A 24,039-nucleotide genomic window follows, 5' to 3' on the forward strand; every position below is an offset into this window, starting at 1 on the left:
AATTCCATGAAACTAAAATTATTATATATATATGGCTTATCCTTACTGATACTGGGTTTTGCTGCAGCAAATCCGCTTCCTGCCTCGGCCCAGTTAAAAACAGATGGCATCAAGCCTTACCCGGAAATAGTGCCAACAACAGCTAAAAGTTCAGTTGGTTTTTTTACAGTGCATAAAGTAGCGGAACGCTATTTATTTGAACTACCTGATTCTGTATTTAACCGGGATCTTTTTACAGTAAACAGGATCATTCGTTCTCCTGCTGATTATCGTTTTGTTTTTTTGAACGCTGCAATGTGTAATTACGGGGGCGACTGGATGGGACAAAACATGTTTCATTTTGAAAAGATCCCGGGTAATAAAGTTGCATTAAAAGCGATTAGTTATACAGAGCGTTCAGGTGACAGCACTCAAAACGGAGTATCGCGTGCATTATTAAAAAATAATATGCAGCCCATTTATGCTCTTTTTCCAATTAAGGCGGTGAATACTACTAAAAACACCGTCGTGATTGACATGACAGACTATCTTGGAACTGAAAATGGTATTTTTGGATACAATCCTACATTTAAGCCAATAATCATAAATGGTCCGGTAGCGGCAGATCGCTCTTACATTAAGGAGATCCTCGCCTATCCTACGAATGTGGAGATCAAAAATGTAAGGACTATGAGTATGGCTTCGCCTGGTGGAACCCAGACTTTCACTTTTGAATTTAATAATTCTATTATCCTTTTGCCTAAAGAACCAATGAAAACACGGAGTTATGATCCGCGTGTGGGCTACCTCGCATTGGTCTGGAACGATTATAAGGATTTTGACGACAACCCTAAAGGGATAAAAGATACCCATCATATCTGGAAATGGAGACTGGAACCAAAAGATGAAGATCGCGCAAGGTACGACCGTGGTGAACTGGTAGAGCCTAAAAAGCCTATAGTCTTTTATATAGACCCGGCAACACCAAAAAAATGGGTACCTTACTTAATACAGGGCATAAATGATTGGCAGGTTGCCCTGGAAGGAGCGGGCTTTAAAAATGCAATTATTGGCAAAGAGGTATCTTTAAACGATTCGACGTTCAACATAGATGATGCCCGTCACAATGTGGTCGTCTATAAAGCATCTGGCAGGGCCAATGCTACGGGTAATACCATACAAGATCCAAGAACGGGCGAGAATATGGAATCGCATGTAGACTGGTATCATAGTGTAATGGAGATATTGTATAAATGGTACCTGATCCAGGCGGGAGCTATTGATCCGCGTGCAAGAACACCACACCTTGATGATGAACTAATGGGTGAACTGATCCGGTTTGTATCTTCACATGAAATTGGCCATACGCTCGGCCTACGTCATAACTGGGGTGCTTCTGCTACCACGCCTGTTGAAAAATTGAGAGATAAAGCCTGGGTGGAAGCACACGGCCACACACCTTCCATTATGGATTACGCGCGGTTTAATTATGTAGCCCAGCCTGAAGACCATATCAGTGAAAAAGGCATATTCCCCCGAATAGGAGATTATGACAAATGGGCGATAGAATGGGGATATAGAGTCTTACCGGAGAATAAAACTGTTGAACAAGAAAAACAAATTTTAAATCAATGGATCACTGACAAACTTAAAACAGGGGAACAATACAAATTTGGCATTGAACGGGTGAATGATGTGCCCACCTCGATGCTGGATCCAAGAAATCAAAACGAGGATCTGGGTAATGATGCCATATTGGCCAGTAACTATGGAATTAAAAACCTTAAGAGAATATTACCTAACCTGATCAGTTGGACCATTAAACCTGGTGACAGTTATGTAAAAGCAGGTGAAATGTACGAAGAAGTTGTTGCCCAGTACAAGCGTTATATGTTCCATGTGGCGATGAGTTTTGGCGGATTGATGACAGATCCTAAAACATCTGAACAGCCTGGCGTGGTATATACTGCTATAAGCAAAGAAAAACAAAAGAAAAGTATGGTTTTCTTACAAAAAGAATTATTCTCTACCCCGTATTGGCTGATGGATAAAAAGATGTACAGCCTTGCAGCTGTGAACTTTAACAGTGTAGAAGCTATACAAAAAGATATGATCAGGGCCATGCTGGACATCAAACAGATCGAGCAGATGAGAGCCATGGAACTCTTTTCCGGAATTCTAGCTTATCCTGTGTCTGAAATGCTCTATGATTTAAAACAAGGGATATTTTCTGAATTACCAGTACATCAAGCCATTAGTTTAAATAGGCGCAACCTTCAAAAAAGTTATGTATTAAATTTAATAACCTTATACAAGACTGGATTGAGCACTAACATTGATGCAACATCAACAGTTAAGGTACATGCAAAAGAATTAACGGCTGATCTTAAACGAGCAATTTCAACTGCAGCAGATAAAGGAAGTAAGGCGCACTTATCTGACCTGTATGATAAGTTATATGCTGTTTTATATCAACCTCTTGCTATAGCCAAGCAAAACGTCTCAAAATAAAACCAAAAGTATCACTAAATAAAACTAATAACATCCAATTTTTTAATAAAACAAACAGGCCGGAAAAAATCCGGCCTGTTCCATATAAAACCCGCTAAGCAAAAAGAGTAAAGAATGTTTGTCTCGATCTACCTGATCTTATTCGTAGCAGATAAGCCATTAAAATTGTATTGCAACGAAAAAAGAAAATATCTTTTTAAGGAATTGACACTGCTATTTTCGCTATAAAAAGGAGTTACTATAGTAGAATTAACTATGGCATTGTTAAACACATCATTCACAAATAGTTTAAAATTTAATTGCTGGCTTTTAAGAAAACGACAACCAAAACTACTATTCAATACCACTGCAGTACGTTGAAAATCCTTTGGAATTTGAGAATTGTACTGATAGGAAAACTGACTTCCAAATTCAATTCTGCTAACGGGGCTTACTTTTAGCGTAAACGAATAATTCTGAGTATTATAATTGAGATCCTCACGATCATTTAAACTATAGTCCGTTTTGTTAAAAGAAACATCCGCCGATGAGGAAAGAGACACAAAATTCATATAACTAACAGCAAATCCTGTATTCCCGCCATACTGCCATTGTTTGGTTTCATTTCTATGTGAATTAATGAAACCCACATCCTGCTTTTTATTTAGGGCCAAATCTATAAAGGGTCTAATACTCAATTCCTTTATATGATATCCTTTTTGTAAGCCCCCTGACAAACGAAAAGAATTATATCCGTCCACATTTCGATAGCTCTGTACCTGTCTTCCCTGATCATCATAAACGACATCCTGGATAATTTGGTTTTTGATAAAATTCGCTCCTCCGTTGACATGAAGATTGGCTTCATGGTTAGGAAAAAACTTGCTAAACCCCGCATTGATATTGTGTCCTAAACCCGTTTTGAGAAAAGGATTACCTATAATAACCAACAAAGGATTGGAGTTGTCATTTACTGGTGACAGCTGATCAGCTGAGGGCGCATAAGATGCGATATCGTAACTTAAATTCAGGTTACCATTATTAGCAAGCGAATAATTTAAAATAAGTTTTGGCGTAAACTGACGCTGGTTTATAGTAATTAAGGTATCCTGAATAAAAAGCCGGTTATGCTGATTAATAAAACGCATTCCACCATTCAAGGCAACACTGAAACGTTCCTTGTTATAAGCTAACTGAAAGGACACATTTTGTTGTATATTATTGTCCTTACTATCACCGGACTGCGCAGTATCCAGAACATCATACTTACCTGAGCCATTAATATTAAACAGGTATTTTTTCAATCGATTTGATTGCTGGTTCAACCTGTACTCCAATTGACCTGTGAAAGACTTGTTTAAATTTCTAGATAACTGTAAAGACAAATCATTGTTTAGTGAATTTCTTCTCGAATCTCCTTTTTGATCAATTGTAGTTTTAGATGATATTCCGACATTATTGATAAACTCGTTCTCTGAATAGTTAGTCAATTGATCTCCTGTCTGATCTCCGTTAATATTCCAGTTCAGTATAAAACCTGTCTTTCCATCCTTCGAGCGTCTCCCAAAAAACAGGGAATGAGTAAATCCCTTTCGGGTACCATCAGATAGATTATAAATATCTGAAGAGTTCAATTTAGCACCATCCGGGCCCTCGCTCAAAGCAGAGGTCTGTTTTTCACGTTTAAAGGGGGCATAATTTACTGTGGCCATAAACCGCCAGGTAGTCAAAGTGTCTTGTGCGAATTCAATATTTGTCAAATAAGAATGGGTATTGTTATAGTCGGCACCTGATTGGTCTTCAAAATATTTCAAATTACCCGAATCCTGGAAATTAATTCTTTGTGATTGTTTTTCCAGTATGCTTTTCTGATGACTGAAATTATAATTACCATTAACCTTAACCTTCTTACTTAGCTCGGTATTGAATGTACTGGATAGATTTTTTCGGTCATTGAGTCCAGCACCCGAAAGTCCGGGAGATTTAGCCCCCCTTATAGCTGCGGCTAAACCACCACCGGTAGCAGTAAGTGTACCACCTACTGGCATTCCAGAAGGCCCGGCACCAGGGTTTGCTCCAGCACTATTAATCATATTACCATTCCCACCAGAGCCAAACAGACCAAATCGAATCTTTCCACCAAAAGAGCTTAACATACCGCTGGCCGAATAACGATCTTTTGTGCCATAGCCAGCCATTACATTTCCCAGTAGTCCTCTATTTTGATCTTTCTTCAGCAGCAGGTTTATGGTTACATCATCCGTAGCCGGGTTAAGCATTCTGTTAATTCTTTTTGCCGGATCATCAGTTGGGGTAACCTGGATCTTATCTATAATATTTGCTGGTAGATTTTTTGTTGCAATGACTGTGTTTCGGCCAAAGAAATCCCTCCCATCGACTTGTATTTTAGTTGCCTTTTTGCCATTAACAGTAATATTTCCCTCTTTATCAATCAATACCCCCGGAAGTCGATTCAATAGGTCTTCCAGTATCGCATGTGGAAGTAATTTAAATGAAGCAGCATCAAATTCCAGCGTGTCTTTTCTAATGACAAATGGCGGTTTACGCGCTTTAACTGTCACCTCATCCAGCGCATTTAAGTCAGTGGATAATGTCCAGTTCCTGTTGATCACCATGGGTTCCAAAACTTTAAATCTTTGAACCTCGGAGGTATCACGGTGGTATCCGTACAATGAGACAAACACTTTAAAATCCTGCCCAAATGGGAGTTTGGATAAAATATATTCGCCTTTTTCGTTAGTAAATGTATAGCTTAATAATAAACTATCTTTTGTTTTTGCCATTACAGAAACACCCTGGATTACTTTTCCAGAGGCCTGTGATGTTACCACTCCTTTAATAGTCCCGCTCACCTGCACCGGGGTTGCTGACACCCTGATCTGTGCGTTCGCAGAGAGACAGGTAAAACAAAAAACCGCAACACAAAGGATGCAACGGATTGATCTCATAGATAATTGTTTTTTTGAGTACAACAGGGAGCTGCCTCCCCGTTGTACATTTGAGAGATATTAATTAACTGATTTGTCTTCGGGTATTAGTACCGCACGCACGTAGTTTTTATCATTCAAATAAATATTCATGGCTTCTTTTAATTTACCAGTTGTCATGCCATCGATGACAGCATCAAAATGCAAAATCTGTTTAGGATCAGAATCTTCCTGAAATTGACTACCCAGATAGCTCAGCCAGAAAGCGTTGGTTCCCATCGCATTTTTAGTGCCCACTTTCTGTTCTGCTTTAAATTTAGCAAGGTCATCGGCAGAAGGACCATTACTTTGGAGTTTAGCAATTTCTTCCCATACCGAAGCAATCAGTTTCTCAACATTTGCGGGTGAGCAGCCAAAACCTACGGAAAAAGCATACCTTGACCTGGGTCTACGTGACGAAGTTAAAGATACCGAAGGAGAATATACCCCCCCCTCCTGTTCTCTCAACCTGTCATTCAACTTCAATCCAAGGATGTATTTAATGGCTTCCATATTATACCTGTTTTCTTCACTGTACTGGTAATCACCGCTGAGTACGAGCTGAACGGTTGCTTTGTCTTCCGAGCCGCTGTACAAAGTCTTTGTGATCTTGCCAGCAGGTATTTGAATTTTGAGATCCCTTGCGGCTTCTTTCCTGCCTGCTGAAGGCAGTGAGCCTAAATATTGTTCCAGTAAAGGCCTGATCTTTTTCTCATCAAAATTCCCCACCATCACAAATGTAAAATCAGATGCATCACTAAAACGATCTTTATAGATCTCAAATGCCCTGTCCAGGCTTAACTGCTCCAGTTCGGCAAGCCCGGCAGACTTCCTGCGGACGCTATAATTGCTGAGAACAGCACTTAGGGTATCACCAAACATTTTCTCCGGGGTAAGAACAGGATTTGCAAGTGATGCTCTGGTTCTGCTCATAATCGCATTAAATGCCGCTGTATCTTTACGGGGTTCGGTAAAATAAAGATGGATGAGTTGAAGGGCCGTTTCCAGTTCATGGGTATTGCTGTAACCGGATATGCCCTCTGTACGCTCGCCTATGTAGGGACTCACAGATGCGGATTTTCCCGTCAATTTTTGTATTAGCATTTCTGCACTAAAATCCCCCAAGCCGCCACTTGTAACCAAAGGGGCGGCATTGGTAGCGGACTGGTAATCAACATCCGGATAAATGGAGGTTCCTCCCGGACTGTAAGCATTGAAAATGATCTCATCATTTTTAAAGGTAGTAGGCTTCAATATCACTCTTACCCCATTGCTAAGTTTTAGTTCGGTAATTTTCAGTTCTTTAATTTCTGTTGATGAAATCACCTTACCTTTTACCGGAGGGGAAGCAATCAGTGGCATTTTTGCAAGTTTCTTTATCAGCTTCTGTGCGTCTGTATCATCACCACTCCCCGCGACTTGCTCATATTTCGAGAACCAAGCGTTTACAGTAGCCTCATCAGGCAAAGTTGATTTGGCTGATTCAGGTGCAATCAGGATCACATCCCTGTTCGAATCAACTATATGCTGTTGGGCCATTTGGTTTAGGTGGCCCAAACTGATCGTAGGCAAATAAGCTTCAATGAGCTCTGCTTCCTTAGGTATACCAGGGCTTGCTTCTCCATGAAGAAAATGACGGACGTATTCGTTAGCGTATTGTGCCGATTGCTTTTTATCTCGTTCAGCTAAAGAAGCCTGGATAGAAGCCAGATATTGAGACTTGGCGGCAGTAATTTCTGCTTCCGTAAATCCCTGCGCTTTGATTTTGGCCAATTCAGACCAGAATGCAGCAAAACCCTTTTCCAATTCGCCCGGTCGTGCCGAAAGCGACGCATTAAATGCATCAACATTTGCTGTTACCGAAGTTAAACCCGCACTTGCAGCCAAATAGTTCCCTGCGTTTTTCTGTGAAACTGACCTGAAACGGAGTGCCAGAACCTGGTTAAAAATGTTTCTTTTGATGTAATCCAGGTAATCTAAATGCGACTGTAATTTTTTATGAGGATATTTAATCATTACCTGCATCAATGTGCCCTGTGCCTCTTTATCCGTAATGGCAAGAAACTGATTCTTACCGGACAACTCGATATCATATACAGGTCTGGGTTTGGATGGCTCTGGGTTCTTCAGATCTGAAAATAAATGTTCTATACGCTTTACCACATCCTTCACATCCACGTCACCAACAACAATGATTGACTGCAGATCAGGCCTATACCAGTCTTTATAAAATGAGAGAATGGTTTCACGGGTAAAATTTTTGATAACTTCTTCAGTACCTATGGGCTGACGGTCCGCATAACGGGAATGGTTAACCATCATCGGAAACGTTTGTTGCTGGATTCTTTGTTGCGCACCATTTCTCAGCCTTTTTTCTTCCAGCACTACACCTCGCTCCTTGTCAATTTCCTTGGGGTCGAGCGTAGCTTCAGCCGCCCAGTCCCGGATTACCTGCAGCCCGCTGCTTAGCATTTTTGGGTCATCGATCGGAATGGGAAGCTGATATACCGTTTCATCGAAGGAGGTATAGGCATTCAAATCTGCTCCAAATCTGACACCTGCCTTTTCCAGAAAATCAACCAGTGTTGCCCCAGGAAAATGAGTAGTACCGTTAAAGCTCATGTGTTCCATAAAATGGGCAAGTCCAAGTTGCTGCTCTGTTTCCAGAATCGACCCTACTTTATTTACCAGATAAAGTGTGACCCGTTTCTTTTGGTTACTGTTTTTGCGGACATAATAGCTAAAACCATTCGCCAGTTTACCGGTAACTACTTCCGGGTCGAGCGGTAATTGCTGTGCATAAGATTTATAAAAGAGCGTTGAAAACAGGCACAATAGTAGCCCGGTCAACATTTTTTTTGGATTCATATTAAACGAAAGTTAAATTGACCGGCAAGACTAAGCCTGCCGGTCAACGTGGATGGATTATTGTCCCTTAAGGGTAATAATAATAGTCTTGGAGTTTCCCGGAATATCGATACCTTCAGCACTGCTAATTGAAAAGGCGATGATGTATCTTTTGCTACCGGCAATTTTTCCCGGAATAATTTTAACAGGAAGCACACCCAGCTGCATCCCCTCTGGAATGATCGCTTCATTTGCGCTCATCTCATAAGCATCCGCAGGCAGCGGCGTAAAAGTATTAAAAGGATTATACTTTGCCATAGCAGCGTCATCTCTTATAAAGGCGATTTTAAGGTCGCGCGGTGCGGGAGCCTGAAACGAGTACTTAGCTATAAGGTTCAATCGGGTTACCCCAAATGCACTATCCGTCAGAAGGGTTGGCAATATGGTTTTTGAAGGATAGTTAGATTTAGGATTGATCACAATAGGCTTTATTCCACGGTAATCTAGAATCTCATCCTTATTTTTAAGGCAACTGCTTAATGACAACATTACCATTGCCATGAGTATATATATTTTCATTTTTATATTTTTTAGTTAAAAAATTAAGGCATCCACCAGATTTTATCCGTAAACGCATTGATCTCGCCCAGTTTTTTGATTTCAACCATATTGGTAAGGATTTCGCGCGGAGTATACATAAACCGGATGGGAACTGTATTGGCAATCCTTGTCGGATCAGCAGATACAGGTACGTCAGGAAAACGTCCATTTCTCCTGTAGTCTGTCCAGGTCTCGATCGGATCAATGCCATTCAAACCAATGTATTTCTGATACATGATCAGTTTATATTTGTCAGGTGCTGTTGTCCAGTTTACTCTTTGATTGTTTACCTGGGAGCTATACCAGGCATTAAACACTGCATCAGAAAGTGCAGGCGTAGCTGCATTTCCACCCAGGTTAAGCCAGCGAAAAGAGGCTTTTATCGCTGTTTGATAGGCCTGCTCAGCATCGCCCGGCAGCCATCCACGAAACACAGCTTCAGCCTGCAGAAAAGCATTCTCCACGCTGGTAATGATCCAGGAGTCCATATTATTGCCTTTAATAATGCCGCTTGAAGCAGGAGTTACTACATCTATATTCCTTGAGCCGCCAACTGCTGATAGATAAACCCGGTTCTGATAAGGATATTGGAAGGAACTAAATGACAGTCCAAAACGGCTCCCCCTGAAATTTGAAGGTGCTGGTTGCGGAAAAGGTTCAGCACCACTAGCTGGTTTAACATTGTCTGTGGAGGAATAAATGAAGCCAATCCTGGGATCATTGTCACTTTTGAGCATATTAAGCCCATACTCATTGGCGTGCGCCATATCTGGACTGGTTATTCCAGTATAAATATCTCCTCTTGCTCCTCCTCTGATATTATGACTGGAATAAAGACCAAAATAAGGATTTACGGCAGTTGAAATGATCCAACCAGGATTCACAGCCCCTTCAACCCCCATAGGAAGAAAGCCTGATCCCTGGTCTTTGATTACCTGAATCTCAGCAGCAATATAAGCTGCCCTATCAGGACGGTTAGCCTGATGGATTAATAAACGCAGTTTTAAGGTATTGATAAACTGTAGCCATTTTGTTTTGTCGCCATGAAACATGATATCGCTTATGGTAATTTTTAAATTCTTAGTCACATCCGCATTTTTAATCAGTCCGCTTGCCTCAGTCAACTGTTTGATCAGATCATCATAAATCGGTTGACCATTATCGTATTTCGGATGAAGAATAGCGGGATTGTAAGCCTCTGTATAGGGAACAAAATTTAACTTGTCCACACAACGGCTCCACATTAACGCGCGAACAACCTTGGCAATACCAAGATAAAATTCCTGTCCCAGATCTGCAGATTTTTGTTCAAGTATAGGGACGCTGGAGGAAGCAATAGAGCCTGTTACAACGTCTGTATAGTTAGTAAGGCTTTGGTTTGTTCCCAACGTCGGAGCCGCCCAATAGCCTAGCCACATCGACAGAATCTCGAAATCAGGCGGGAGTGCAGCACATTCAAGAAGTAATGGCGGCAACAATAAATCCGGCGTAACTACATTATCTGTCAACTGTTGGGGATTGTAATTTACATCCAGCCATCCCTTTTTACAGCTACTTTGCGACAGGAAAGTCAACAAAATTGCTGCTATTAATGTAAAGTTAAAATATCGTTTCATATGTTTAGATTATAATGTTAAAAGGATAAACCAAATGTAAATCCATATAGAATCAGCCCAGGACCTGCATTTGCATCAGCAGAGCCACCACTCACATTATTTGTGTCACTAGTTGAGTTTTGGCCAACCACTGTAGCTCTACTCTGAGGTATGCCCGGGCCCTGGCTTAATACAGGATCTCCGTATATATTAGAGCGGGGATAAAAAGAGAACACATTATTGGCGTAAATACTTCCCGAAATCTTTTTTACCCACTTGGTTTTCAACGGCATTTCATATTGCAGTGAAACCTCTCTTATTCTCCAGTATGATGCGTTCGTAATGGTGTGGATACTTGCCGCTGCGAACCTGGAAAAAAGATCTTTTCCTGCATTGGAAACTGGCACATCCTTATTCTCAATAAAATGGCCAGGACTGTCTTCAATTACTGAATTTGGGAATACAAAAATTTCCCTATTGTTTATTAAAGTTAAATTGCTTACACCTGTTTGTATATTTGCGGAACTAAACTGAAAATGATTTCCAGCTGAATAATCTGCTTGGGAACTCAGTGTAAAACGCTTATACCTTACACTCAAAGTGACGCCGCCCTGGTATATCGGTAATGTCTTTCCTGCTATTTTTGGATTCTGTGTATCTACAGTAGGTAATCCAGTATTTTTATCTACAATTACCTTTCCCTCCGGGTTTCTTTTAAAATCTGTTACCGGATATTCAAATGCCGAATGTCCTTCTCTCGCATAAAACAAATTCCCGTATGGATCATTCATAATAAATGTACCATTGTAAATATCGGCGACCTGTAAAACTTCATTATTATTGATAGAAAACCGTCCTGTAAGGGATATGTCAATATCTTTTCCAAAGTCCACAAGTGGGTTTATACCTAAATCAAATTCCCATCCAGTATTTTTAAAGCGACCTGCATTATCTGTACCAGGATATCCGCTATATGGAGGAATACCTACAGCCATGATCACACCATTATTAATCTGATGGTAATAAGCAGCATCAAATTTGATCCGGTTTTCCAGAAAAGCTAGCTCTGTTCCATACTCCTGCGAAAACACTTTTTCAGGTTTGATTAAAGGATTAGGATTCCCTGTTAAAGCATATCCAAGAACTGATTTTCCAGTGGTTGGATTTGTAATGGGAAATGGAATCAGCAATTGGAAAGTCTTTTCACTTTGCTGGGGAAGAATATTCATATTCGCAGTAAATGCGGCCGACAGCCTTAGCTTGAAAATATCAATCCAGGATTGTTCCTTTAAAAAAGGCACGATCTCTTTCAGGATCAGTGAGGTATTTGCACCAAAATAAAGATCCTTTCCTCTGGCCACTTTTGCCCGCTTTGAATCCCATTCATTACGCCCGGTAAGCTCCAGGAAAATCCTATCCTTATAACCTAAAGAGACATTTCCGAAAGCTGAAATGCTCCTTGTCGTTGTATGTTTCTCTTGTCCGGCAACACCTTGATCAGTCCTCACGAAGACATTATTAAACACTGGAACTACAAGATTGGCAGAGGTTTGAAGCGCCTTATCAAAATTGTCGCGAATGCTGTTGCCCAGGTTTGCGCGGATCAGGAAGTCGCCGGATTTGTGAATTGTTGAGATTAACAGATCATTGTTAAATGCTGTAGCGCTGCTAAATTGATCAATGGTAGATGCATCTTTATCCAGTCCTTTAACCGGATCTACCCTGGCGAAGTCTGAAAAGATAATGGGCTGCGCATTTATTTTATTATTTGTCCCCTGATAGTTCACAGAAATCTGATCCTTGATGTTCAGCCATTTGAATGGCTTAAAGTTTGCAATAAAATTACCTGTAAAAGCATTAGCTCTTGCTAAAGACCTGGTCATATCCAGCGCGGCATAAGGGTTTATGCCAAACCAATAGTTGTCCAATGTCGCCCAATGAGAATTTTTATAATCCTTGTAGCTTAATAAAGGTATAAAACTGGGGGTGTTTAAAACCTTTGAACTCACATCAGCTCCCCTGTCAGCTATTGTATTGGAGTAATTTACATTAAGCTGCAAATCCAATAGCTTTCCAACTTTCTTGTTGGTACTGTATAAGAAAGTAGATTGCCTGGTTTTATCCCCCGGCAACAATCCAGTCTGATCGTTATATCCTGCACCTATATAATAGGAAGAGTTTAGATTTCCTTCTGCAATGGAAACATTGGCGCGCGTGTTCCTGGCGACATTAAAAAAATTGTAGCGGTCATCCAGATCACTGTAAGGAACTTCCTGATAATTACCATCCTTATCAGGAAAGCCTACCCTGATAATTTTCCCATCATAAGCAGGCCCCCAGTTACCGGGTTGTGCGCCCCCAACTCCAAAACCACTCTCATCACCTACACCAAACGTCCGTTGATCAGACCGCTGTCTATAATCATACCGAGTGTAGGAGGAATTTACCCTAGCATTGATACTCATCTCCCCCTGCTTCACTTTTTTGGTGGTAATGATGATCACACCGTTTACACCTTCCGGTCCATACATAGCCGTTGCATTGGCGCCTTTTAACACTGTTACTTCTTCAACATCCGCAGGATTTAAGTTGTTGATAAATTCTAACGAGCGCTGTGCAGCATTCATGTCGCCACCAAAAGAAAGCGGTGCGCCGTTAAATATAAATAGAGGCTGGTTATTACTCGACTGGCCAAATGACCGGATTCCTCTTAACAGTACCCGCATTTTAGGGGACATTTCCGAGCTTTGGCTCATGATATTCAGGCCGGAAACCTTTCCTATCAAACCATTCAATATATTCCCGCTATTGGCCTTATTGATAGCTTCTCCTGTTACCTGGGCAACCGAATATCCCAGTTCTTTTTTACTCCGTTCTATTCCATAAGCGGTTGTAACACTTACTTCCTGAAGGTTCGCAGAAATTGCACGTAAAGTAATGGTGCCCTTAATTTTATTGGCCGGAATTTCCAAAGTACGGTGACCGACAAATGATATGACGACAATAGCTTGTTCGTCAACGGACTTAAGTAAAAAAGCTCCATTGTTATCCGAAATCACGTACCTGTTTGTTCCCTTAATCTTTATGTTTGTTCCGGGCAAAGCATTTCCTTTTTCATCCAAAATCTTACCATTGATATCAATTTCTTGAAAACGGGCAACAAGATTGTCCAAAAATGTCTTTTCCTCCGGTTTCACAGAGATGTCTTTATCCCTTATATTAAAGGACAAATCATGTGCTGTCAAAACTTTTTTCAAGACTGGCTCCAGATCCTCGTTTTCAAAATCAACATTGATTTTCCTGGAATCATTAATCAATTGGTTAGAATAAAAGACATTATATCCGGTTTGCTTTTTTATGGCTCGGAAGAATTCCTTCAGGGTAATCTCTTTTTGGCTAAGCGTAATTTTTTGGGCGAAACCGCTTGCGCTAACCTGCATTATGGCTATCAATAATAGAAATGTGGTGATTTTCATAACCAGCAATAGTTTTTTCATGTGGTAGGTATACCAGCATGGGTTCTTAGTACAAATTTTCATACATTTGGTTGTTTGGGTTTGAATCGTAAATTGATTTTCAAGATTTGTTGGCGGTAATTAACCTGAACATTCGACCGGGAATGTTTGCTGCATTCCTGGTCTGCTTTCACACCTTGTCATTGGTGTGCTCTTCCCTGGCATTAAGGATCTCTTTTTAATTTGGTGTGTTTCATTCGTTTAGTTGATTAAGTATTTATTATGACAGGAGTCGGTTAGTCTCCATGATGATTCAGTTAATCGCCTATCGGCTGATAAAAATTTTTCTTCCTTCTATTTTAAATTTAAGATCGCTGCTGTCATTGAATGTTTTAAGCACTTTGGAAACATTTGACGATTTGGACACTGTCCCCGAAAAAGTCTGAGTTTCTTCTTCAGTCCCCTGATAAACCACCTCTACATCATACCATCTGGCCACTTTACGCATGATCGATTGCAGACTTTCATTTTCAAATGAAAAAACGCCATTTTTCCAATCTACAAATGATTCGGCATTGACATTTTTGATCTGGATATCCCCTGCGGCATATCTAGCCTGCTGGTTAGGCTTAAGAATCCTGATGTTCAATTTATTCCTGACCTCCACACTTCCCTCCAGCAAAGTGGTTTGAGTGGCCTCATCCTCCGCGTAAGAACTGATGTTAAAATGTGTACCCAAAACTTTCACCTGCTGCCCATTGCTCTCCACTATAAATGGATGCATTTTGTCCTTGGATACCTCGAAATATGCTTCTCCCTCTAGTTTTATGAGACGTACTCCTTTTTGTAATAAACCCATACTATAAGTCAGACTTGAAGAAGCATTCATCCAGACTTTGGAATGATCAGGCAGAGTTAACATGTACGTTTGTCCTCTGCCTGTAGAGAGTGTATTTATTTCCTGAGACGATTTTAAGCTGTTCTTATCTGTTTGATAAATGATTCCCCCATCAGCCGTCTTAGTGATAATGATACCAGAATCCTGAGCGATCTTACCATTAATAGCTTGCTCTAAACTAATTTTATCCCCGTTACCAAGTGTAAGTGTCGCACTTGATTTCCCTGGTAGCACATCATTAACATAATCTACTTGTTCCAGTATTCCATCGTTGGACGAAAAGAAATAGATACTGGATAGAATTATAACCACAGCTGCTACTGCTGCTGTTAACTTATACCAAAGTGGTGTGGTTGATTTCAATGGTTTATGACCATTGAGGCGGCTCATGGTTTTACTCCATATCGCAGCTTTATTTGCAGACTCATATTTGTTGATCTTATTACGGACTTCCTGCTCCAGATTAAAATCATTGAAAAGTCGGCGGTTATCCTCAGACAGTTCAAGCCAAGCATTCAGTTCTAGCTCCTGCATAGCATTCAATCCTCCTTTTAAATGCGCTTTAATTAACCTGGAGATATGAAATTCTTTTTCAAGCATAGTTTAGTCTGATTTTATACCCCACTATTTATTAATGTCAATTGATATAGATACGATTGTACCTATACGAATGCCCATTCAACCTGAAAATAAAAATCAAATTAATTTTAGCGTCGATCCAGAAAGAGCAGAAAAGCGAGAAAAAAGGTGTGAGAAACCCCTTTTTTCAGGATTGCACTTTTAAGCAGCCCGATAGCTTTCGCTTTGTGATTGCGAACAGTTTTGGGAGAAAGATCAAGCTGTTTTGCAATTTCATCTGTTTTTTTATGCCCGAAATAAATCATCTTAAAAACCTCACGGCATTTCTCCGGTAGCAGTTCAATTTCAGCCACCAGCATCTCAAGGACCTCTGTCTCGATAATATTATTTAAAATAGTCTCCTCGCCCTGCTCCAATTGTTTGAAATAGACTTCCTGGACAGTAGATTTTACTTTGAGGTGTTTAAGGTAATCAAAACAGGCATTCCGGCAAGCAATATACAAGAAAGCCTTCACGCTTTCTGCCGTTACAACCTTTCGCTCAGATTCCCAAAGTTTGACAAAGCAGGCCGAAACAATATCCTCAGCCTCAACATCATCCTGAACGAGCCTACATGCAAAATAACACAAAGACTTGTAATGCAAATCAAAGAAATATCCCAGAGCTTTCTGATCTTCCCTTTGAAGTGCCTCCATCCAATAATTTGCGTCTTTTACGGCTTTTAGCTCCATGAATCTTTAAAGGTCTGCTCCGCAAAACTAAAAATAAATATCGGCAATCATTAATCTCCCATCGATTTTGATATTTTCAGGAAAACGGGATTAAAAGTTTATTTCAGCTGGTCCGCTTTCTTCCAACAATTATTGGCTGCCGCGATAGTAGTGAATTCTATAGCTACGGTCTGGCCGATAGCGATTAGCAGTGCCGGATCCTCTGCGTATAAAGGCCTTAACCTTTCCCTGATCGCCGCATCAGGCTGAGTGGCTTTGATGATCAACCTCGCCATTTTAACAGCGAGCTGTCTTCCTTCTTCAGGGGTGGCGGTAATGAGAGAACCGTTAGGAATTAATTGAATAGATTCAGACATGATTTGTAATTTTAAGTGTTTAAATTGATAATAATTATGATACCGCTACTGCATCTTTCAGCTGCGCGGAGAGATAATTTTTCCGGCGGCCATTAAAAGCAATAAACAGCAGGCCAATCAGCAGGATTAGAGATATATTCGCCACCCCAAGCAGAAATTGGCTTTTAACAGCATATAAATTTGCGAAACCATAACTGAATACAGAACTGACCATATAAGTAGCTCCGCCAGTAAGTCCACTTGCTACCCCTGCATTTCGCGAAAATCGACTCAGACAATAACCATATATAATATTGAAAATAAATCCACCACTCATATGAATTCCAATCGTGAAACCTATTAAAGTATAAATATTAGTACCAATGGGCACGGTAAATATCATAAGTAAAACTAAACTGACCTGAAAAACCAAGGCCGTTACTATTTTTTTGACCAAAGATTTTTTAAGAAGCGATTTGGCAATGATTCCACCAGTCATAATAGACAATCCCGACAACAATGAGCTGTACCCGGTAGTCACTGATGAATAGCCAAACACACGTTCGATAATAAAAGGACTGGACAAACTGTAAATAACAACCAGTCCAAAGCAACTACCAATAATCAGCAAGCCCAGCGAAAAATCAGCCGTTTTTAACATCCCACCATAGGTCTGTAAAATCGATTTCATTTTAAAAGGTTGAAAATGTTTCAAAGATTCCCCACTATAGATCAGTTCTAAAATCAGAAACAGTAGTGACAAGCCGCCCAGGAAATAAAAATTGGAACGCCAGCCAAAGATACTTTGCAGATAGCCCCCTACAAACGGTGCCATAATGGGTGCGCAAGCCCAGATAATGGCAAATAAACTAATATAGCTCTTTAATTTTTCTCCAGAAAAGATATCCACAAAATAGGCCCGTTTGCCCACCACAATAAAGGCAATGGTAATCCCCTGAATAATTCTCATCGCATAAATCACATAGATATTGGGTACGATTGCGATGACGAAACTAGTCAGTGAAAAAACTGCAAGTGAGATTATACTGATCTTAAACCGTCCAAAACTATCCAGAATACTCCCAATAAAAATCTGGCTTATCCCTGTGCTAAACATAAATAACACCAAAGAAAGCTGGATTGCTGACGCTGAAACATGTAGATCTTTTGCCATGGCCGGCAGCGAAGGCAGATAGATGTCTGTTGCAAACCCTGATAATGGAATCAGTGACATGGCTAGTATTGTGCTAAAGCCCTGGTGATTTTCTTTTAATGTTCTCATTGTTTTTCAGTGATTAATGTATTAATAGACCAATCGGTCTTTTCATTGACAAAAAAAATTACTTTAAAAAAGATTCAAATTCCTCCCAGATTGAATCCATAACGATCCTCATTTGCTCATCATTCTCTACAACCCTCCTGCACAAAATAGCACCTTCAATCATGGCAAAAACTTTGACACTAAAATTCTTCGGATTTACAGTTGAAGATATCTCCTCATTAGCTATACCATCCGAAATAATATTTAAAATTCGCTTCTGAGAGGAATTGATTGCCTTTTTTACATAAACTTTCATATTAGGATGTGTATCATCAGCTTCCACACCGAAATTCAAGATCGGGCAGCCTCCTTCGACATCTTTATTTCCTTTGTAAGCCTCCAGTAAGTTGTGGAATTTCTCCTTTGCATTTCTACCCAAATTAACCGCTCCATCCAGACGCCGGGCAAGCGTCTCAGTCAAATAAAGAAAAGCCTCCATACAGATCTCCTCTTTATTTTCAAAGTTCCCATAAATTCCCCCCTTAGCCAATTTCGTTGCCTCCATAATGTCGCTAAGTGAGGTACCTGCCATTCCTTTTCTATTAATAATAGAAGCAGATTTTTCGATAATAAATCTTCTGGTTCGTTCTGCCTTATTCATGTTAAAATATTACAAAGCAAAAATAAACCATTCGGTCTATTTTACAAAATGTTTTATATCTTTGTATTGTAAAATTGTCTGGCGGCATAATTTAAAAGTTATGAGAAGTACCAATCCTCATCTAGCAGAACCGATTGATATCGAAAAAGACATCAAAGATTCGTTTTCGATACACTTTTTGAAGGAAAAAGCATTTGATAAGGTCAGGGTCCAACGCCTTGCTTATCATCGGATAATCCTTATCACTTCTGGTATTGGAACCCTAAAAATAGATGAGCATATTTTTAAAATTTCTTCGGCAGAACTTTTTCTGATTGCTAAAGGTCAGGTCATTGCTTTTCAGCAAGGAGCTGAATTTACAGGATATGAACTAAGTTTTGGCGACTGTTTCTGGGAAAGGGCTCCGCAAAGTGCAAACAATTGTAAAGCAGTATTGTTCAACAACACATCTGCCAATCAATCCCTTCGATTAACAGCAAATGACTTCCAGGAGCTTAATGTTCTTTTTCAATCCTTGCTCGGTGAATACAGTAAAAATGCATACATCAATAAATTAGATGCAATGGCTGCTTATCTGAAAATTATCATGATCAAAATCGCCAATGTGAATATTGCCATTTCAAACGCGTTCGAAAGTCATGAAAATAAGATCTACCAACAATTTATCTCCTTAATAAACGAACATTATCAAACCTCACATGAGGTAACGGACTACGCTAAACTTTTAGGTATCTCCGTTCGAAAACTGACTGATGTGTCAAAAAACTCCAGCGGCAGAGGAGCTAAGGAACTAATCAACGCGCATCTGATTACAGAGGCAAAGCGATCTTTACAGTTTTCTGCCAGACCAATAAAAGAAATAGCATTTGAGCTCAACTTCAGTTCCGCGGAACAGTTCAGTCATTTTTTCAAAAAGAACGTACAGATATCTCCCAAAGAATATCGAGCCCATTTTATGATCATAGGTTCGTAATGAATCTCAGCTATTATCCAATACATCACAGCTATTTGCATGTGATGAACCGAATTTGACATTTCCTATTCCTCAGACAGCAGTAATTTTGGGAAAACAAAAAAATATGTCAGTTCATCAATTAAAAAAAGTTGCCGGGATAAGTATCCCTGACAGCAAAATCGCCAACCAGGCTACAGAACTTTTACTGGAACACGGAACAGAATTCATTTACAATCATTCTCTAAGGGTATTTCTGTTCTCCTCTTTAAATGGTCAAAGAAAGCAACTGAAATACGACCAGGAATTGTTGTATGTCAGTTCAGTTTTTCACGATTTGGGTTTGACAAAACACTACAGCAGTCCTGACTTACGTTTCGAAGTAGACGGCGCCAATGCTGCCCGCGATTTCCTCAAAAGCCATGGCTTACCAAAAGAATCTTTGCAATTGGTTTGGGACACCATCGCACTACATACCACTATAGGTATTGCAGAGCATAAAGAACCGGAGGTAGCCCTAATGTATTCTGGTGTAGGTCTGGATGTTATGGGAGAAGGATATGAAAACCTCAGCGAAGAAAACAGAATTGAAATCGTCACAGCCTTCCCGAGAAACGATTTCAAAAAAAATATTATCCCAACTTTTTTTAGTGGATTTGAGCATAAAACCGAGACGACCTTTGGAAACATCAAGGCGGACGTTTGCGCCTATATGATCCCAAATTTCCATCGTAAAAACTTCTGTGACTGCATCTTACACTCCCCATGGAAAGAATAGGAAATTCATAACAGATCGGCTCTGGGCCATCTGTTATGATTAAACTGGAATAGTAATACGACTTTGAATGACATTAGATTTGCATAAACAAAAGATATAATTTATGGAAAATTCATTTAAAGTACCGCAGTTACTCCTAAGAGGAGCACTAGGCATCACATTTCTAACTCCAGTATTAGACAGGTTAGGTATTCTAGGTCCTATCGGGACTGGAAATATTGAATGGGGCAATTGGGATAACTTTATTAATTATACATCTACCTTGATGCCATATTTAAGTAGACCGATGGTAGATGTAATGGGAGGAATAGCTACTTTCTCAGAATTCACCATTGCAGTGCTTTTGATTATTGGCTTTAAAACAAAATATGCTGCAATTGGAAGCTCCCTGCTCACCTTTACATTCATTTTATTTATGACGACATCTGTCGGAATACAAAAACCAATAAATTTTGGCGTATTTACAGCCTCTGCTGCTAGTCTTTTGTTATCATACATTCCAATTTACAAATGGAGTATTGATAACCTACTTCATAAAAGTAACTAAAATTAAGCGTGTTAAAACTTATAGGAGTTGTCTACGATAAATTATCCTAAAGCAATGAAAAAGATTTTAGTAATTAATGCAAGTGCCAATACAAAAAACTCAGTTAGTAGAAGCCTTAGCGATACATTCATTGAATATTGGAAAATGACAGGTTTTGCCCACCAAATTCAATATCGCGACTTCAGCGAGAGTGAGATTTCCCATATCGACCAAATGTGGATTGATGCGAACCTCAAATCCCCCGAAAATCGAAGTGAAAATGAAAGGGAGATGCTTAAATGGAGCGATATTTATATAAAGGAATTGCATGATGCAGACATTATCGTACTTGCATCCCCGATGTATAACTGGTCGATCCCAAGTACGCTTAAAGCATATATAGACAATATCATGCGGTTTAATGAAACATTCACCAGAAATCTGCAGAGAGGTGATCAACCTTATAGAGGCTTGCTCGAGAATAAAAGCTTAATACTCTTACTTTCCAGAGGTAGCCAAGGTTATGAAAAAGGAGAAAGAAATGCACACATGAATTTTCAAAGCAGCTATCTAAAAATGGTTTTTGGCATCATGGGAATCCATGATGTCGATGAATTAGCTATAAATGGGACCTCGAGAGAAAGTAACGATTTAACCGAAGAAATATTGAACGTTCGTGAACAACTAAGAACGTTAATTAATCAGAAACTCAGTTTGTCATGAATGGTAAATTGAAAGGGAGTATACTGATATTTTTGGGTGCTTCCTGCTATGGAATGTTAGGAATTTATGTAAAAAAGGCTTATTTAGAAGGTTACAATACAGCAGAAGTGACTTTATCTCAATTTGGAATAGGGTTCATTACGCTCTTCATTGTGAATGTTTTCAGAAATATTAAGAGAAACCAGGTAGCTGAGACCAAGCTTCCATTCACAAGTAAATTGAAATTAATGGTTGCAGGAACATCCCTTGGCTTAACCAGTATATTTTACTATTTGGCGGTTATACATATACCAGTAAGTTTCGCCATTGTTCTGCTGATGCAGACTGTGTGGATGGGTATTATACTCGAGATGTTAATCACCAAAAAGATTCCTGATCTTAACAAGATTGTAGCTGCCATCATGGTAATCATTGGCTCAGTTATAGCCACAAATTTACTGGGACAATCCGTTGATCTAAATTGGAAAGGCGTCCTCTGGGGTATGATGGCAGCTTTGTGTTATACGGCTACGATGTACTCCACTAAAAATATCAAGCCGCAATATTCTCCCTACCAAAGAAGTCTTTATATGATATTAGGAGGCCTTGTAATTATATGTATCGTCTACCATTCGTCGCTAAACAGCGATTTTAACTACCATATATTTTATAGTTGGGGATTGTTAATCTCCTTATTTGGAACGGTACTACCTCCCTTATTGTTTACCGCTGGCATGCCATTAACAGGCATAGGGCTTGGTGCTATCCTTTCCTCTGTCGAAATTCCGGTTGCTGTTTTGGCTGCCAGTCTCCTATTAAAGGAGAACGTTAGCCCTTTGCAATGGTTTGGCGTCATTTTAATCCTGATTGCTGTTGGTGTGATGAATTTAAAAAACAAATCTGGGCCAGATCATCTTTCAAAACTGGAATGTAATTGACAACTAATAACTTTTTAAGTTTACACTATTAAGAATAGTAATCAATTTTAATTAATAAAAACTAAGATGAAGACAACTGAAATAAATATACAAACACAAGAAATTCTCAACGAGTTTTATAAAAATGTTTCTGAGAAAAATGCCAATTCAATTATTTCACTACTATCAGAAGATATCGACTGGTACATCGTTAAATCAGCACGCCTTCCCTGGACAGGAAAACAAACTGAAAAATCAGCTATTCATAAAGCATTGCAACTACTTTTTGATGCTCACGTTGACGGCGATGATGAACTAACACCTGATCATATCTTTATCGATGGTTATGAAGCTGCCGTTTTTGGTACTATGTCGAGAAAAGTAAAGATGACTGGTAAAAGATTTACTACCACTTTTTGTCAAAGATTCACAATTAAAGAGGGAAAAATCACAAAATTCTTAATGCTTGAGGATACACCTGAAATTGAAAAAGCATTTTAAATCATTCAAATAGATTAGCATCTAATTACACATATAATTAAAGATAAAAATGGAAACACGTATTAAAATTGACCAAGTAGAACCAGCAGGTTACAAAGCGATCTTGGGCTTAGAAAAATTCATCGAAAGTACACCATTAACCAGGACCCACAAAGATTTGATAAAAATTAGGGCATCACAAATAAATGGATGTGCATTTTGTATAGATATGCATACCAGAGACGCACGTAAGGCGGGTGAAACAGAACAGCGCATATATGCGCTCAATGCATGGCGTGATACGCCATTTTTTACCAAAGACGAGCGCGCCATCCTGGCTTTAACGGAGGAAGTGACGCTGATCAGTAATCACGTTGGGGACCAAACCTATACTGAGGCCTTAGAAGCATTGGGAGAAAGCTATTTGGCCCAAGTTATCCTAGCTATTATAACTATCAATGCATGGAATAGAATAGGAATAGCGACTCAGCTAATACCTGGTTAGGCTTATAACTTAAGAATATTATATATTTTTTCAGATGAAGACTGCTCCAATAATAGGAGCAGTTTCTATTTATCCTTCTTACCATGCCAAATAATAGCGCATTAGCGATATGTTTTTCTTATCCCAAAAAATTTCGTGCAAAGATTATCATTGGAATCTTCATGTTAGGGCTACCTATGTTAGCACAGGCACAATTGGAACTCTACGGTAAGTTTAATAAGGACGGATCAGTTGAGCCTGTCATAAATTACGCAGGAAGCAAAAAAATAAGTAATCATTTTGCCGTAGTATTTTTTGGACTTATTCGCGAAAAGTGGAGCCAGGCTTTAATAGGACTATCCTATTCACCAATTAAATCATTAAGTTTCTCGGGCTATGCAGGTATTGAGCATGGACAAAGTTCTCCTAGATATTCAGCAAGTGTATGGTGGAAACAGGGAAAAACATCCTTCCTGATACTTGGTGAACGGGGAAATGGTAATAATAACTACTTATATAAAGTCAATATGTTCCATCAATTTTCAGAAAAAATCAGTTTGGGTATTATGGATTGGCGTTATCACGGACTTGGTCCTAACCTTAGGTACACGATCCCTAAGCTTCAGTCAACGATATGGATCATGCCGGCCTATGACCACGAGCAAAAAGTATTTAGGACTATGCTCGGTTATAGTTTCCAAATGTAATTCTGGAAACTATATATCACGAAATATACGAAATTAGAATAATAGCTATTTAAATTACACCCAAAGTTATTTATT

At 39.5% G+C, this 24,039-nt stretch carries 19 protein-coding genes; 9 read left to right on the plus strand and 10 right to left on the minus strand.

Going from position 1 to position 24,039, the window contains the following annotated elements; genetic code table 11:
* Window positions 1-6 precede the first annotated feature (6 nt).
* Window positions 7-2,490: a zinc-dependent metalloprotease gene (locus EZ444_RS01950; RefSeq protein ID WP_131606693.1), complete on the plus strand. Its 2,484-nt coding sequence runs from the start codon at window positions 7-9 to the stop codon at window positions 2,488-2,490.
* A gap of 128 nt (window positions 2,491-2,618) precedes the next feature.
* On the opposite strand, the gene EZ444_RS01955 is transcribed toward EZ444_RS01950, so the two are convergent.
* The 10 genes from EZ444_RS01955 to EZ444_RS02000 all read right to left on the minus strand — a co-directional run bounded on the left by EZ444_RS01955 (window position 2,619) and on the right by EZ444_RS02000 (window position 18,418).
* A complete protein-coding gene (locus EZ444_RS01955) occupies window positions 2,619-5,438 on the minus strand; it encodes an outer membrane beta-barrel protein (RefSeq protein ID WP_131606695.1) in 2,820 nt (939 codons plus the stop codon).
* A 60-nt stretch (window positions 5,439-5,498) separates the two neighbouring features.
* Complete coding sequence (locus EZ444_RS01960) at window positions 5,499-8,324, minus strand: M16 family metallopeptidase (protein WP_225874601.1); 2,826 nt, start codon at window positions 8,322-8,324, stop codon at window positions 5,499-5,501.
* Between the two features lie 57 nt (window positions 8,325-8,381).
* Entirely contained in the window at window positions 8,382-8,882 is a 501-nt protein-coding gene (locus EZ444_RS01965; protein WP_131606697.1) for a DUF1735 domain-containing protein, read from the minus strand.
* 23 nt (window positions 8,883-8,905) lie between these two features.
* Window positions 8,906-10,519: a SusD/RagB family nutrient-binding outer membrane lipoprotein gene (locus EZ444_RS01970; protein ID WP_131606699.1), complete on the minus strand. Its 1,614-nt coding sequence runs from the start codon at window positions 10,517-10,519 to the stop codon at window positions 8,906-8,908.
* 17 nt (window positions 10,520-10,536) lie between these two features.
* Complete coding sequence (locus EZ444_RS01975) at window positions 10,537-13,995, minus strand: SusC/RagA family TonB-linked outer membrane protein (RefSeq protein ID WP_205945188.1); 3,459 nt, start codon at window positions 13,993-13,995, stop codon at window positions 10,537-10,539.
* Window positions 13,996-14,278: 283 nt separating this feature from the next.
* Complete coding sequence (locus EZ444_RS01980) at window positions 14,279-15,451, minus strand: FecR family protein (protein WP_131606703.1); 1,173 nt, start codon at window positions 15,449-15,451, stop codon at window positions 14,279-14,281.
* A 107-nt stretch (window positions 15,452-15,558) separates the two neighbouring features.
* Entirely contained in the window at window positions 15,559-16,161 is a 603-nt protein-coding gene (locus EZ444_RS01985) for an RNA polymerase sigma-70 factor (protein WP_131606705.1), read from the minus strand.
* A 98-nt stretch (window positions 16,162-16,259) separates the two neighbouring features.
* Window positions 16,260-16,517, minus strand: coding sequence for a hexameric tyrosine-coordinated heme protein (locus tag EZ444_RS01990; RefSeq protein ID WP_131606707.1), 258 nt, complete (start codon window positions 16,515-16,517; stop codon window positions 16,260-16,262).
* A 34-nt stretch (window positions 16,518-16,551) separates the two neighbouring features.
* Window positions 16,552-17,778: an MFS transporter gene (locus EZ444_RS01995; protein ID WP_131606709.1), complete on the minus strand. Its 1,227-nt coding sequence runs from the start codon at window positions 17,776-17,778 to the stop codon at window positions 16,552-16,554.
* A 58-nt stretch (window positions 17,779-17,836) separates the two neighbouring features.
* Window positions 17,837-18,418 carry a TetR/AcrR family transcriptional regulator gene (locus EZ444_RS02000; protein WP_131606711.1) on the minus strand — a complete coding sequence of 194 codons (582 nt, stop codon included), beginning with the start codon at window positions 18,416-18,418 and terminating at the stop codon, window positions 17,837-17,839.
* Window positions 18,419-18,518: 100 nt separating this feature from the next.
* Between EZ444_RS02000 and EZ444_RS02005 the strand changes: the two genes are divergently transcribed.
* From EZ444_RS02005 to EZ444_RS02040, 8 genes are all read left to right on the plus strand, one after another.
* On the plus strand, window positions 18,519-19,391 hold the full coding sequence (locus EZ444_RS02005; RefSeq protein ID WP_165503495.1) for an AraC family transcriptional regulator: 873 nt from the start codon (window positions 18,519-18,521) through the stop codon (window positions 19,389-19,391).
* A gap of 106 nt (window positions 19,392-19,497) precedes the next feature.
* Window positions 19,498-20,148: an HD domain-containing protein gene (locus tag EZ444_RS02010; RefSeq protein WP_131606715.1), complete on the plus strand. Its 651-nt coding sequence runs from the start codon at window positions 19,498-19,500 to the stop codon at window positions 20,146-20,148.
* A gap of 103 nt (window positions 20,149-20,251) precedes the next feature.
* On the plus strand, window positions 20,252-20,695 hold the full coding sequence (locus EZ444_RS02015) for a DoxX family membrane protein (protein ID WP_131606717.1): 444 nt from the start codon (window positions 20,252-20,254) through the stop codon (window positions 20,693-20,695).
* 27 nt (window positions 20,696-20,722) lie between these two features.
* Window positions 20,723-21,397 (plus strand): FMN-dependent NADH-azoreductase, encoded by a 675-nt coding sequence (locus tag EZ444_RS02020; protein ID WP_131606719.1) that lies wholly within the window; start codon window positions 20,723-20,725, stop codon window positions 21,395-21,397.
* Window positions 21,394-22,314, plus strand: a complete 921-nt coding sequence (locus tag EZ444_RS02025) for a DMT family transporter (RefSeq protein WP_131606721.1) — start codon at window positions 21,394-21,396, stop codon at window positions 22,312-22,314. The genes EZ444_RS02020 and EZ444_RS02025 overlap by 4 nt, the downstream gene beginning before the upstream one ends.
* A gap of 66 nt (window positions 22,315-22,380) precedes the next feature.
* Window positions 22,381-22,794: a nuclear transport factor 2 family protein gene (locus tag EZ444_RS02030; protein ID WP_131606723.1), complete on the plus strand. Its 414-nt coding sequence runs from the start codon at window positions 22,381-22,383 to the stop codon at window positions 22,792-22,794.
* Between the two features lie 49 nt (window positions 22,795-22,843).
* Window positions 22,844-23,278, plus strand: coding sequence for a carboxymuconolactone decarboxylase family protein (locus EZ444_RS02035; RefSeq protein WP_131606725.1), 435 nt, complete (start codon window positions 22,844-22,846; stop codon window positions 23,276-23,278).
* Window positions 23,279-23,361: 83 nt separating this feature from the next.
* Window positions 23,362-23,964, plus strand: a complete 603-nt coding sequence (locus EZ444_RS02040) for a hypothetical protein (protein ID WP_131606727.1) — start codon at window positions 23,362-23,364, stop codon at window positions 23,962-23,964.
* The last annotated feature ends 75 nt before the right edge of the window (window positions 23,965-24,039 follow it).

The organism is Pedobacter hiemivivus (assembly GCF_004331685.1).
GTDB lineage: Bacteria > Bacteroidota > Bacteroidia > Sphingobacteriales > Sphingobacteriaceae > Pedobacter > Pedobacter hiemivivus.